The following is a 13736-nucleotide window of genomic DNA, read 5'->3' as shown; positions in this document are numbered from 1 at the left end:
CCAGTGCCGATGGTCACGCCCCGGCCGGGGCCGGTCCGGTCGATTGGCGCAACTGCAGGGTGTAGGACATCTGCACCATGCGTCCGGCACCGCGCTCGCGCAGCGCGGCCAGCAGGCGCATGGTCGCCACCTGGCCCATTTCGCGCGCGGGCTGCTGCACGGTGGTCAGCCGCGGGAAGATCTGCCGCGAGATCGGGGTGTCGTCGAAACCGCACACCGACAGGTCGCGCGGCACCCGCAGGCCGCGCTCGGCTGCCGCACGCATGACTCCGGCGGCCATGTCGTCGTTGGCCGCGAAGATAGCCGTGGGCGGCGCCTGCAGGTCCAGCAGGCGATGGCCGGCGGCAAGGCCCGAGTCGAACGAGAACTCGCCCTGCACCACCAGCGCCGGATCATGGCGCAGCCCCGCGCGGCGCAGGGCGCTGCGATAGCCGGCCAGGCGCCATTGGCTGGCCCCGTGGTCCGGGTGGCCGCGGACATGGGCGATGCGGCGATGGCCGTCGGCAATCAGCCGGCCGATCAGTTCGCACACCGCCTCGTGTTCGTCCAGGGTCACGCCGGTGCGGCCCTGCGGGTCACGCGGCGAGATGCACGAGAACGGCACGCCCAGCGCATCCAGGCGCTCCAGCAGCGGCGCGCTGTCGGTCAACGGCGGGGTGAGGATCAACCCCTCCAGGCGCGAGGCCTGCACGATCGACTCGACCTGGCCGGGCAGGTCCGGGCTGGCGAACGCCAGCGGCTGCATCACCATGCCGTAGTGATGCTGCTCGCACGCCTCCACCACGCCGGTGACGATCTCCATCAGGTAGTTGGGCGAAGGGTTGTCGTACACCAGCGCCAGCAGGTAGGAGCGGTTGCTGGCCAGGCTGCGCGCGGAAGGGTCGGGCCGGTAGCCCAGCGCGGTCATCTTCTCGCGCACGCGCGCACGCGTGCTCTCGCGCACGCCGGGCTCGTGGTTGAGCACGCGCGAAACGGTCTTCATCGACACGCCCGCTGCGGCAGCGACGTCCTCGATCCGTACACGCATCGATGCAGGCCTCCCTGGCATGCGCCCGGCCGCCATGCAGCGGCCGGGCGGTGCATGCACCTGCTACCAGAACACCGCGTACAGCGCGACCAGGATGGCCACCACGCCCAGCGCACCGACGTTGAAGCCGGCCGAGGTCCAGTAGCGCACGTCGTCGGTACGGATCAGGTCGCTGCCCACCTGCTGCGGCCGCGTCGCCAGCGACACGATCACGCCGGCCGCCAGCGCCAGCAAGAACACCAGGCCGACGCGGTCGATGAACGGCAGTTCCGGCCAGGCCATCTTCAGCACGATCGACAGCACGAACGAGCCGATCGCCGCGGCCAGTGCACCGGCCTGGTTGGCGCGCTTCCAGAACAGGCCCAGCACGAAGATCACCACGATGCCCGGGGTGAAGAAGCCGGTGTACTCCTGGATGTACTGGAACGCCTGGTCGAAGCTGCCCAGCAGCGGCTTGGCGGTGAGGATGCCGATCAGCACCGACAGCGCGGCGGCGATCCGGCCCACCCGCACCAGCCGGGTCTGGTCGGTGTTCGGGCGCATCTTGGCGTAGAAGTCCAGGGTGAAGATCGTGGCCACCGAGTTGATCTTGGACGCCAGCGAGGCAACGATCGCCGCCACCAGCGCGGCGAACACCAGGCCCAGGATGCCGCTGGGCAGCAGGCCCATCATGGTCGGATACGCCTGGTCAGGCTTGTCCAGGCCGGGGGCCAGCATCACCGCGGCGATGCCCGGCAGGACCACGATCACCGGCATCAGCAGCTTCAGGAACGCGGCGAACAGCACGCCCTTCTGCGCTTCCTTCAGGTCCTTGGCCGCCAGCGCGCGCTGGATGATGTACTGGTTGAAGCCCCAGTAGCTGATGTTCATGATCCACATGCCGCCGATCAGCACGCTGATGCCGGGCAGGTCCTTGTAGAACGGGTTGTCCTTGCTGAGGATCATCTCGAAGTGGCCCGGGTGTTCGGCCCACAGGCGGTTGAAGCCGGCGACCATGCCGTCGCCGCCGCCGATCTGGTTCAAGGTCAGCCCGGCCACGAACAATCCGCCCAGCACCAGCAGGGTGACCTGCACGATGTCGGTCAGCGCCACCGCCTTGAGCCCGCCGTACAGCTGGTAGACCAGCGCGAACACGCCGATCAGCACCACCGCCATCATCTGGTCCATGCCGGTGACCTGGTTCACCGCGATGGCGCCAAGCCACAGGATCGAGGTGATGTTGACGAACACGTACAGGCCCAGCCAGAACACCGCCATCAGGGTGCGGATTTGCGTGCCGTACCGCTGTTCCAGGAACTGCGGCATCGTGTAGATCTTGTTGCGCAGGAAGATCGGCAGGAAGAACTTGCCGACGATCAGCAACGTGGCCGCGGCCATCCACTCGTAGGAGGCGATGGCCAGCCCGAGCGCATAGCCCGAGCCGGACATGCCGATGATCTGTTCGGCCGAGATGTTGGCCGCGATCAGCGAGGCGCCGATGGCCCACCACGGCAGCGATTTGCTGGCCAGGAAATAGTCGCTGGCCGACTTCTGGTGGCCGGCCTTCTCGCGCGATACCCACTGCGCCAGGATGAAGATGCCCGCCAGGTAGGCGAGCACGATCACGATGTCCAAGGTGGCAAGTTTCACTCGGTGCTCCTTCGCATTGCCGTTGACGCAAAGAGGGCCGCGAGTGCGGCCATCGTGGTTGGATGAAGTTGTTGCCCATGGGCGGCTCGGGGAGGCAGTCGGGCGCGCGGGCTACGCGAACATGAAAGCCGGCCGGCCCCCTCAAGCCTGGCCGCTCCAACTGCCTCCCCGCAGTGCCTTGTTCCGGGTTCCCCAACCCGACGGCACTGCTGCCGCTTCCCCTTTCAGGCGTTTTGACAGCGCTGTCTTATCGCTGTGCACAGCGCCGTGTCAACCGTGGACCGGCGTATTGCGCAGGTTGCACGCCAGTGGAGCCGAATGCAGCGGCGCATGGCTCCGCGCACCTGCCGGAAGCCGCCGCAGCGCATTGCAATGCAGCATGCCTTTGCGCGACGTGCGGGCGCTGCCGCAGCATCATCGGCAACGATTTCATCTGTCATGGAATTGGCGATCGAGAGCGCGAACGGTGGGTTCATCTGCTCCGGAGGGAGCGCGCACGCGCAAGGATCACGACGACAGCACTGTGCGATGTCGGCTCCGGATGCAGCCGCGGACGTGCGGGATATGGAAGTCGGGACGGTGCGGTTGTCGACTCCGGAAGGTGCCGCGGACGTGCGGGTGTGGAAGTCGAGGCGGTGCGGTTGTCGACTCCGGAAGGTGCCGCGGACGTGCGGGTGTGGAAGTCGAGGCGGTGCGGTTGTCGACTCCGGAAGGTGCCGCGGACGTGCGGGTGTGGCGTGACCGCTCGGGCGCACATCCATGTGCGCACTCGCTACCGCGGCCATCCATGGCCGCTGCCACGACACACCCGCACGTCCACGGCTTCGGCGTGTCTGTACCTCCTCACTTGTAGGAGCCGGTCTTGCCGGCGACCGCGACGTGGTGTGGTGTGTCGCGATGCCGCAGCCTGCATCGCGGTCGCCGGCAAGGCCGGCTCCTACAGGAGTGCAGCGGCACCACGTGGGTGAGGCGCGCGGTACGCGAGCGCACGTGTCCGCAAACGAAGCCGCAGCATCGATACACCGTCGGACGTCGTCCGGCCGGGGGGATGGGGCAAGTGGCACATGGATGTACCACGGCCCCGAGTGCGCACATGGATGTGCGCCCGAGGGGTGCCCCATCCCCCCGGTCGGGCGATGGCCCCATCCGAAGCCACGGATCTTCTGCCATCGACCTGGCGTCGTAATCGAACCACCCCGTGTCACGGTCATTCGGCCGCCGCATGCAGGTGCTTGGCAAAAAAAAGCGGCCGGCGACAGATGTTGTCGCCGGCCGCCGTTGCAACGCACGGATTACGGAGCTGTCTTGCAGTCCACGACCCGCTCGGCCTCGTTGACCGCACCCACCGCCACCCGCGCAAGCGACAGGGTGGTGGGCGCATCGCTGTGCAGGCGCGCCAGCACGTCCAGCGCCTCCACATCCGCGCCGGCTGCCGCCAGGCACTTCAGCGGCACGCCCAGCGTGCTCCACTCATTGGCCGGCAGTGCCGCCAGCGCCTCACGCAGCGCAACCGGCTGGCCAGCACCGGCACTGAGGCCGATGTTGCCGCTGGCCGGCACCGCATCCGGGCGCACGGTCAGGACCAGCAACAGATCGCCATTGGTCTCGCGCGACAGATCCTGCACCGGCTCGGCATGGATGGCCACGTTGGCCGCCGCATCGCCGGACCAGGTGAACTGGCGCGCATCTTCCTGGCGCTGATGGTCGACCGCGGCCACCAGCAGGCTCTTGTCGTGCAGGCCGGCGGGCACGGTGGTGATCTGCGCGGTGTGGCGCTGATCGTTCTCCACGCGCATTGTCAGGCCCGGGGCCAGCATCGCGTTGGCGAAGTACACGCCCGGTGCCGCCTGCAGGCCCTCGATGCCCGAATCCTCGGACAATGCATCCAGGTTGCCGTCATCGGCGTAGGTCAGGCCATGGCCGAAGGCGAACAGGGCCTCGTAGCCCGACGCACGCACGTTGCCCTCGGTGGCCTTGGCCGGCCAGGAGAAGGAGAGCTTGCCGGTGAAGTCGTGGGCCACCTCGCCGTCGGCCGAGCGCAGCAGCACGTCGGCCACGCCCGCACCTTCCGAGCCCGGCAGCCAGGCCACCACGAAGGCGTCGGAGGCGTTGATCTCGCGGTTCATCCACAGCGGACGGCCAGTGATGAACACGGCCACCACCGGGATCCCGTCGGCCTTCAGGCGCTTGATCAGCTCCAGGTCGGCGTCATCGCCGGGCTTGTACAGCAGGTTGGCGATGTCGCCCTGGAACTCGGCATAGGGCTCCTCGCCGAACACCACCACGGCCACGTCCGGCTTCTGCGCGTACTTGCCGTCCACCGCCAGCTCGGCGCTGCCGCCGGCGGCACTGACCGCACGCTCCAGCCCCTGCCAAATCGAATCGGCATTGGGGAAATCGGCGCGGGTGGTACCGGTGCCCTGCCAGGTGAGGGTCCAGCCACCTGCCTGCTTGCCGACGTTGTCGGCACCGTTGCCGGCCACCAGCACGCGCTGCTTGGGCTGCAGCGGCAGCAGGCCGTCCTGGTTCTTCAGCAGCACCAGCGACTCGCGCACCGCCTGGCGGGCGACCTCGCGGTGTTCGGGCGCACCAAGCAGTTCGAACTTGCCGCCCAGCGCGCGCTGCGAGGGCTTGGGCGCATCGAACAGGCCCATCAGGAACTTCACCCGCAGGATGCGCCGGGCCGCGTCGTCCACCCGTGCTTCGGGCAGGGTGCCATCGCGCACGGCGGCCAGGGTGGTCTCGTAGATGCCCTTCCAGCTGTCCGGCGCCATCGCCATGTCCAGGCCGGCGGCGAAGGTGGCGGGGCAGTCGTCGTTGCTGCAACCCGGGATCTGGCCGTGGCCGTTCCAGTCGCCGACCACGAAGCCGCCGAAGTTCATCCGCTCCTTGAGCACGTCGGTCAGCAGCGGCTTGTGGCCGTGCAGCTTGGTGCCGTGGAAGCTGTTGAACGAGGCCATCACCGACTGCGCGCCGGCGGCGACCGCGGTCACGTAACCGGCGGCATGGATGTCGCGCAGCTCGGCCTCGCTGGTCTGGGTGTCGCCCTGGTCGCGGCCGTTGGTGGTGCCGCCGTCGCCAAGGAAATGCTTGACCGACACCATCACGTGATCCTGGTCCAGGAACTCGGGCGAACCGGCCTTGCCCTGCAGGCCCTCGACCATGGCGGCGGCAAACTCGGCCACCAGCTGCGGGTTTTCCGAATAGCCTTCATAGGCGCGGCCCCAGCGCACGTCCTGCGGCACCGCCACGGTCGGCGCGAAGGTCCACTCCATGCCGGTGGTGCGGGTCTCGCGCGCGGTGATCTGGCCGATGCGACGCTGCAGTTCGACGTTGCGGGTGGCACCCAGGCCGACGTTGTGCGGGAACAGGGTCGCACCCACGACGTTGCTCTGGCCGTGCATCGCGTCGATGCCCCAGATGATCGGAATCGCCTTGCCGCCGGTGGAGGTATCCATCGACGCCTCCCAGAAGGCGTCCGACAGCGCCAGCCACTCGGCCGGGGTGGCGTTGTACTTGCCGCCCGGGTCGGAGCTGCCGCCGGCCAGGATCGAGCCCAGGCGGTACTTGCGCACGTCTTCGGGGGTGATCGAGCCGATGTCGCCCTGGACGATCTGGCCCACCTTTTCCTCGAGGGTCATGCTGGCCAGCAGCTCGTCGATCTTCTTTTCCAGCTCCGGATCGGCCGGCAACGGCCATTCGGGCTGCGGCCACTGGTCGGCATTGATGGTGCCATCGTTCACCGCCGCGGCATCCACGCCCCCGGGCGCGGCCGCGTCATCACCACGGCCGCATGCGGCCAGCAGTGCCAGGACCAGCGCACCGGCCAGGGTCGTGGCGATACGGACACCGGGCGCTCGCGCGCCTGCAATCTTGCTGCTCAAAATTTTCCCCTCCACTCTTGGTCGATATCGGCGGGTCGCCGGCGGCGGCCGCCAGCCCGCAGCGTGCGCCTGGGCTGGATGTCGGGGCAGAGGCTCATGCCAAATGGCAGCGCTGTCAATCACGCCGGGCCACACATGCCGGCCGTGCATCCGGTGCCAGCGGCCGGCAGCCACGGTGCCTGAGCGCCCGGACCCGGCGGCAGGCGACGGCCCACGCTTCGCCAAGCACCTGGCCAGGGCCGGCTTACGAGGCCATCGTGCTGCGGCGCAACAGGCGATTGCGACGCTGCACGTCCGGTTTGCCGGCAGCGCGCGACGCCGCCGACGGGTGACAAATGCCCGCTGCGCAGGCCACCGGCGCGCACCCTGCGCGGCCGCCGGCCGGCCCGCCCTTCCGAAGCCGGCGCGACCATCTCTATAATTGGCGCCAGCTGTGGCCGGCCGGGCCACCTGCAATAGGATGCGATGTGCGCAACTACGATCTGGAATTCCTGAAGCGGTTCTCGATGGTGATCGGCTTTCTGAGCGTGGTCACCCTCGGCCTGATCCTGCTGTCCATGTACCTGCATGGGCGCATCCCGCCGGAGGTTTCGCCCACCGCCGCCGCGCGGACGGCCGAGCGCATCGCGCCCACCGGCGCGGTCTATGCCGGCTCCACCGGCGCCGCCGCGCAGGCCGCTGCGGCCGCGGCCGCCGTGGCCAAGGCCGCCTCGCAGGTCGCCTACGGCGGCACCACCGATGGCTCGGTGGTCTACCAGAACCTGTGCGGCGCCTGCCACACCAACGGCGTGGGCATGGCGCCCACCCTGGCCCGGGCGGACTGGAACGCGCGCATCGCCCAGGGCAAGGACACCCTGTACCGGCACGCGATCGAGGGGTTCACCGGCCCCGATGGCGGGGTCATGCCGCCCAAGGGCGGCAATCCGGCGCTGACCGACGAGCAGGTCCAGATCACGGTCGACTGGATGCTGGACAACCTCAAGTAAGCGGCCGCCACCGGCGCACTGCACCGACGCCGCCTCCGGGCGGCGTCTGCGTTTGCGGCGTCCTCCACGCCACCGTCGCACGGGCCAGGCATGCTGCAGCGGGCGCTTTGCTTCGCTTCGCGCCCGCGCCACGCCACCATCACCTGCCCGGTCCTGTTTTCCGCCGATGCCCGAACTCGCCGTGCAGCTCCTGGTACTGCTGTTCCTGGTCGGCATGCTGGCCGGCTTCATCGACGCCATTGCCGGCGGCGGCGGCATGGTCACCATCCCGGCGATGCTGCTGGCCGGGATCCCGCCGCTGCAGGTGCTGGGCACCAACAAGCTGCAGGCGGTGTTCGGTTCGGGCGCGGCCAGCTGGAGCTATGCACGCGGCGGCCATGTCGACCTGCGCGGGCAATGGCCGATGGTGCTGGCTGCCGCGCTGGGCGCGGTCGCTGGTGCCCTGCTGGCCACTGCGGTCCCGACCGACTGGCTGGCCGCGGTGCTGCCGCTGCTGCTGGTCGCCATCGCCCTGTATTTCGGATTCAAGCGCGGCGTCGGCGCGATCGAGCGCCAGCGCCGCATCAGCCCGCTGCTGTTCGGGCTGCTGTTCGTGCCGGCGATCGGCTTCTACGACGGGGTGTTCGGGCCGGGCACCGGCTCGTTCCTGATGCTTGGCTTCGTGTCGCTGGCCGGCTTCGGCATCCTCAGGGCCACCGCGCACACCAAGTTCCTCAACTTCGGCTCCAATGTCGGCGCGCTGGCCGTATTCCTGGCCGCCGGCGCGGTGCTGTGGAAGGTCGGCCTGGCGATGGGCGCAGGCCAGTTCCTGGGTGCGCAACTGGGCTCGCGCCTGGCGATGCGGCGCGGTGCGCGGGTGATCAAGCCGCTGCTGGTGACCGTGTCACTGCTGCTGGCGCTGCGCCTGCTGGCCGACCCTGCGAATCCGCTGCGCGCCTGGCTCGGGTCCTGAGCCGGCCGCCTTCAGCGGAACACGACGGTCTTGTGCCCGTTGAGCAGGATCCGGTGCTCGACGTGGCGGCGCACCGCGCGCGCCAGCACCTGCGACTCGATGTCGCTGCCCACCCGCACCAGGTCGCGCGGGGTCATGGCATGGTCCACCCGGGCCACGTCCTGCTCGATGATCGGGCCCTCGTCCAGGTCCTCGGTGACGTAGTGCGCGGTGGCACCGATGATCTTGACCCCGCGCGAGTACGCCTGGTGGTAGGGCTGGGCGCCCTTGAAGCTGGGCAGGAAGCTGTGGTGGATGTTGATCGCGCGGCCGGCCAGTGCCCGGCACAGCGCCGGCGAGAGGATCTGCATGTAGCGCGCCAGCACCACCAGGTCCACGCGCTCGCGCTCGACCAGGTCAACGATCGCCTGCTCCTGGCTTTGGCGGTTGGAGGCATCCACCGGCAGGTGGTGGAACGGCACGCCGTAGGACGCCGACAGCGCGGCGAAGTCCGCGTGGTTGGACGCCACCGCCACGATGTCCACCGGCAACTGGCCGCTGTGGGCGCGGAACAGCAAGTCGTTGAGGCAATGTCCCTGGCGGCTCACCAGCACCAGCAGCCGCGCGCGGCGCTGCGCGTCGTGGATCTGCCAGTCCATCTCGAACTCGGTGGCCAGGTTGTCGAAGCGTTCGAGCAGCGCCGGCAGCGCATCGGCAGCGGGCAGGGTGAAGTGCACGCGCAGGAAGAAGCGGCCGCGCTCCTCGTCGCCGTATTGCTGGGCGTCGAGGATGTTGCAGCCCTGGCCGAACAGCAGGCCGCTGACCCGGTACACGATGCCGGTCCGGTCCGGGCAGGAGAGCGAAAGGATGTGTTCGTGGCGCATAGACGCGCCATGGTAGGGCAGCGCGGGCGGGTACGGGTATCCGGTTGCAGCTGTTACCGGCCGCATGCCCATGCAGGGCCTCCCCTGCCAGCGGCGCCATGCGGAACCTCCCGTGCCCTATCCCTTCGGCCATGGCACATCGCCCTCGTAGGAGCCGGTCTTGCCGGCGACCGCCATGTCGGAGGCGTCTGCATGGAACCGGAGGTCATTGGCCCATCCGCCCCACGGTCGCCGGCAAGGCCGGCTCCTACAGGGGAGCGAACACCCCGCGCGCTTCGGCCGGCTCGCAGCGCAGGTATTGCGGCGGCGGCGCCAGCGTGGCGCCCAGCTCGGCCGCCGCATGCCACGGCCAGCGCGGGTCGTAGAGGATGCCGCGGGCCAGCGCCACCGCATCGGCACGGCCTTCGGCCAGGATCGCCTCGGCCTGGCGCGGCGCGGTGATCAGGCCGACCGCGATCACCGGCATCGCCACCTGCGCCCGGATCGCCTCGGCGAACGGCACCTGGTAGCCGGGGGCGGCGGCGATGCGCTGGCGCCGGTCCAGTCCGCCGCTGGATACGTGGATGAACTGGCAGCCACGCGCGTCCAGCGCGCGCGCCAGCGCGATGCTCTGGGCCAGGTCCCAGCCACCGTCGACCCCGTCGGTGGCCGAGATCCGCACGCCGACCGCGATCCGCTCCGGCACCGCCGCGCGCACCGCGTCGAACACCCGCAGCGTCAGCCGCATCCGGTTCTCCAGCGCACCGCCGTACGCGTCGTCGCGCACGTTGCTCAGCGGCGAGAGGAACTGGTGCAGCAGGTAGCCGTGCGCGGCGTGGACCTCGACCAGGTCCAGGCCGGCGCGCACCGCGCGACGCGCGGCATGGGCGAAGTCCTCGACCAGCGCATCGATGTCCGCCGCCTCCAGCGCCCGGGGCACGCCATGGCCGTCGTCGTAGGCCAGCGCCGAGGCGGACACGGTGGCCCAGCCGTGCGGGTGGTCGGCCGCGATCGGGCCGCCGCCTTCCCAGGGCCGCGCGGTGGACGCCTTGCGTCCGGCATGCGCCAACTGGATGCCCAGCGGCATGGGCGACCAGCGCCGCAGCGAGGCGACCAGCGCCTTCAGCGCCGCTTCCTGGTTCTCGTTCCACAGGCCCAGGTCGGCGTGGCTGATACGCCCGCGCGCCGCGACCGCGGTCGCCTCCAGGACCAGCAGGCCGGCGCCGGACAGGGCCAGTTGGCCCAGGTGGATGAGGTGCCAGTCGCCGGCCACGCCGTCATGCGCGGAGTACTGGCACATGGGGGCGACGACGATCCGGTTGGGCAGCTCGACCGGACCCAGCGCAAGGGGCGAGAACAGCAGGCTCATGGCGGGCACGACGCGGGAAGGGATGCGCATTGCACCCGCCGCCGGCGAAGGCGGCAAGCGGGGCGGGCGGAACACGGCGTCGCGGGAGGCCCGCGCCTGCGCGCAAGGGCCGCGGCCGCCCGTGCCGCGAGCCGCATGCGCACGGACGCCGGTTGACGTCCGCCGACGTCGAGGCTAACGTGGCGCCGCCGAGGTTACATCTCTTCATCCATATGAAGCGATGGATTAAAAGGGAAGTCCGGTGCAGGCCCGTGCGAGCGGGCCCCATTCCGGCGCTGCCCCGCAGCGGTAATTGGAAACGACCTCCGCCATCGCACTGGCCCGACCGGCCGGGAAGCGGCGGACAGTAGGCCCCGGCGCGTCCGCGCGCCGTGCGTCCATGAGCCCGAAGACCTGCCCCGGCCGGAAGGCATGCCCGCCTTCCGTACGACCTGGAGCCTCCGCGGGGAGGTGGCCGGAGCATCCGCATGGTGCCGCGCGCCGTGCGCCTGTCCCCGTGCCGCTCCCGCGACGGTCCCGGTTCGCCCGCAAGGGCGAAGGCCGCTCCCGCGGCGTCGCCCGGCCATGGCCGGGGACGCCGCCGGCCTTCGCTCATCCGTCCCTGCATGAGGAAACGCCACCATGACGCTCACCACCTCCCTCGGTTTCCCCCGCATCGGGGCGCGCCGCGAACTCAAGCACGCCCTGGAGGCGCACTGGCGCGGCGAACTGTCCGCCGACCAGCTCCAGGAGACCGGCCGCGAACTGCGCGCCCGCCATTGGACGCTGCAGCGCGACGCCGGCATCGACCTGCCGCCGTCCAACGACTTCTCGCTGTACGACCAGGTGCTGGACACCGCCTTCCTGTTCGACGCCATCCCGCCGCGCTACCGTGCCCTGGCCGATGCCGACCCGCTGGCCGGCTACTTCGCCCTGGCCCGCGGCCACCAGCGCGACGGGATCGACCTGCACGCGCTGGAAATGACCAAGTGGTTCGACACCAACTACCACTACCTGGTGCCCGAGCTGGAGGCCGGCCAGGCCTTCGCCCTGCGCGGCGACAAGCCGGTGGCACAGTACCTGGAGGCCAAGGCGCTGGGCATCGAGACGCGGCCGGTGCTGATCGGCCCGGTGACCTTCCTGTGGCTGTCCAAGACCGTGGACGGCAGCGACCGCTTCGCCCTGCTCGAACGCCTGCTGCCGGTGTACGCGCAGTTGCTGGCGCAGTTGCAGGAGGCCGGCGCGCAGTGGGTGCAGATCGACGAGCCGGCGCTGGTGCTGGACCTGGCGCCCGAGGCGCGCGAGGCCTACCGCCGCGCCTACGCCGCACTGGCGCAAGGCCCGCGCCCGAAGCTGCTGCTGACCCCGTACTTCGGCGCCCTGGGCGACAACCTGGAGCTGGCCGCCTCGCTGCCGGTCGACGGCCTGCACCTGGACCTGGTGCGGGCGCCCGAAGAGCTGGAGGCGGTGCTGGACCGCCTGCCGGAGGGCCGCGTGCTTTCCGCCGGCCTGGTCGACGGCCGCAACATCTGGCGCACCCGCCTGGACAATGCCCTGCTGCTGGCCCGCTACGCGCGCACCCGCGTCGGCGCGGACAAGCTGTGGCTGGCGCCGTCGTGCTCGCTGCTGCACGTGCCGGTGGACCTGGACGGCGAGAAGGCGCTCGAGCCCGACCTGAAGTCGTGGCTCTCGTTCGCCCGGCAGAAGCTGGGCGAGATCCGGGTGCTGGCCGACGCGCTGGACGGCCGCGATACCGCGCACGCCGCCCTGGACGACGCGCGCGCGCGGATCGAATCGCGCAAGGCCTCCCCGCGCGTGCACCGCCCGGAAGTGGCCGCGCGCCTGGCCGCGGTCACCCCGGCGCAGGCGCAGCGCGCCTCGCCCTATCCGGCGCGCCGGCAGGCGCAGGAAGCCGCGCTCGGCCTGCCGCCGTACCCGACCACCACCATCGGCTCCTTCCCGCAGACCCTCCAGGTGCGCGAGGCACGGGCGAAGTTCAAGTCGCGCAAGCTCGACGAGGCCGGCTACGACGCCTTCCTGGAGGCGCAGACCGAGAAGTGCGTGCGCTTCCAGGAGCAGATCGGCATCGACGTGCTGGTCCACGGCGAGTTCGAGCGCAACGACATGGTCGAGTACTTCGGCGAGCAACTGGACGGCTTCGCCTTCACCAGGCTGGGCTGGGTGCAGAGCTACGGCAGCCGCTGCGTCAAGCCGCCGATCATCTTCGGCGACGTGGTGCGCCCGGCGCCGATGACGGTGCGCTGGTCCAGGTACGCCCAGTCGCTCACGCAGCGGCCGATGAAGGGCATGCTCACCGGCCCGGTGACCGTGCTGCAGTGGTCGTTCGTGCGCGACGACCAGGCCCGCGCCGACACCTGCCGCCAGATCGCCCTGGCCCTGCGCGACGAGGTGACCCACCTGGAGGCGGCCGGCATCAAGGTCATCCAGATCGACGAGCCGGCGCTGCGCGAGGGCCTGCCGCTGCGCCGCGCGCAGTGGGCCGCCTACCTGGACTGGGCGGTGGAAAGCTTCCGCCTGTCCGCCAGCGGCGTGCGCGACGAGACCCAGATCCACACCCACATGTGCTACTCCGAGTTCAACGACATCATCCAGGCGGTGGCGGCGATGGACGCGGACGTGATCTCGATCGAGACCTCGCGCTCGCGCATGGAGCTGCTGGACGCGTTCGTGAAGTTCCGCTATCCCAGCGGAATCGGGCCTGGCGTGTACGACATCCACTCCCCGCGCATCCCCACCACCTCGGAGATGGTGGAACTGCTGGAGAAGGCGCGCGCGGTGCTGGCGCCCGAGCAGATATGGGTCAACCCGGACTGCGGCCTGAAGACCCGCGGCTGGCCGGAAACGCGCACCGCGCTGGAGCGCATGGTCGAGGCCGCGCGCATCCTGCGCGGCGAGCGCGCCGCGGCGGCCTGAGCCATCGTCGGCAGGCATTCGGCACCGGCACCGGCACCGGGACCGGGTAGCGGGCGTCAGGTACCGGGTACCGGACATCGGACACTGCCCGGTGCCCGGTGTGCCCGGTGTGGCCGGGCAGTGCGCGACATCGC

At 70.3% G+C, this 13736-nt stretch carries 8 protein-coding genes and 1 riboswitch; of the genes, 3 read left to right on the top strand and 5 right to left on the bottom strand.

From position 1 onward, the window contains the following. Positions 1–13 precede the first annotated feature (13 nt). The 3 genes from ACEJ41_RS00100 to ACEJ41_RS00090 form a co-directional block, all read right to left on the bottom strand. Positions 14–1027, bottom strand: coding sequence for a LacI family DNA-binding transcriptional regulator (locus tag ACEJ41_RS00100; protein ID WP_374012780.1), 1014 nt, complete (start codon positions 1025–1027; stop codon positions 14–16). Positions 1028–1090: 63 nt separating this feature from the next. Further along, positions 1091–2656: a sodium/sugar symporter gene (locus ACEJ41_RS00095; protein ID WP_374012779.1), complete on the bottom strand. Its 1566-nt coding sequence runs from the start codon at positions 2654–2656 to the stop codon at positions 1091–1093. A 1292-nt stretch (positions 2657–3948) separates the two neighbouring features. Continuing rightward, entirely contained in the window at positions 3949–6540 is a 2592-nt protein-coding gene (locus tag ACEJ41_RS00090; RefSeq protein WP_374012778.1) for a glycoside hydrolase family 3 N-terminal domain-containing protein, read from the bottom strand. Positions 6541–7007: 467 nt separating this feature from the next. Between ACEJ41_RS00090 and ACEJ41_RS00085 the strand changes: the two genes are divergently transcribed. After that, positions 7008–7526, top strand: coding sequence for a cytochrome c5 family protein (locus ACEJ41_RS00085; RefSeq protein ID WP_374012777.1), 519 nt, complete (start codon positions 7008–7010; stop codon positions 7524–7526). Positions 7527–7692: 166 nt separating this feature from the next. Further along, complete coding sequence (locus ACEJ41_RS00080) at positions 7693–8478, top strand: TSUP family transporter (RefSeq protein ID WP_374012776.1); 786 nt, start codon at positions 7693–7695, stop codon at positions 8476–8478. A gap of 11 nt (positions 8479–8489) precedes the next feature. Here the strand turns inward: ACEJ41_RS00080 and purU are convergent, their stop codons facing one another. Together purU and ACEJ41_RS00070 are read right to left on the bottom strand one after the other, a co-directional pair. Beyond that, positions 8490–9341 (bottom strand): formyltetrahydrofolate deformylase, encoded by an 852-nt coding sequence (gene purU, locus ACEJ41_RS00075; protein WP_374012775.1) that lies wholly within the window; start codon positions 9339–9341, stop codon positions 8490–8492. 247 nt (positions 9342–9588) lie between these two features. Continuing rightward, complete coding sequence (locus tag ACEJ41_RS00070) at positions 9589–10689, bottom strand: NADH:flavin oxidoreductase/NADH oxidase (RefSeq protein ID WP_374014016.1); 1101 nt, start codon at positions 10687–10689, stop codon at positions 9589–9591. A 174-nt stretch (positions 10690–10863) separates the two neighbouring features. Beyond that, positions 10864–11105: riboswitch (cobalamin riboswitch) on the top strand. Between the two features lie 205 nt (positions 11106–11310). Between ACEJ41_RS00070 and metE the strand changes: the two genes are divergently transcribed. Then, entirely contained in the window at positions 11311–13602 is a 2292-nt protein-coding gene (metE, locus tag ACEJ41_RS00065; RefSeq protein WP_374012774.1) for a 5-methyltetrahydropteroyltriglutamate--homocysteine S-methyltransferase, read from the top strand. The last annotated feature ends 134 nt before the right edge of the window (positions 13603–13736 follow it).

Origin of the sequence: Pseudoxanthomonas koreensis (assembly GCF_041890415.1) — a bacterium.
Taxonomy (GTDB): domain Bacteria; phylum Pseudomonadota; class Gammaproteobacteria; order Xanthomonadales; family Xanthomonadaceae; genus Pseudoxanthomonas; species Pseudoxanthomonas koreensis_A.
This window is presented reverse-complemented; position numbering and strand designations above follow the sequence as displayed.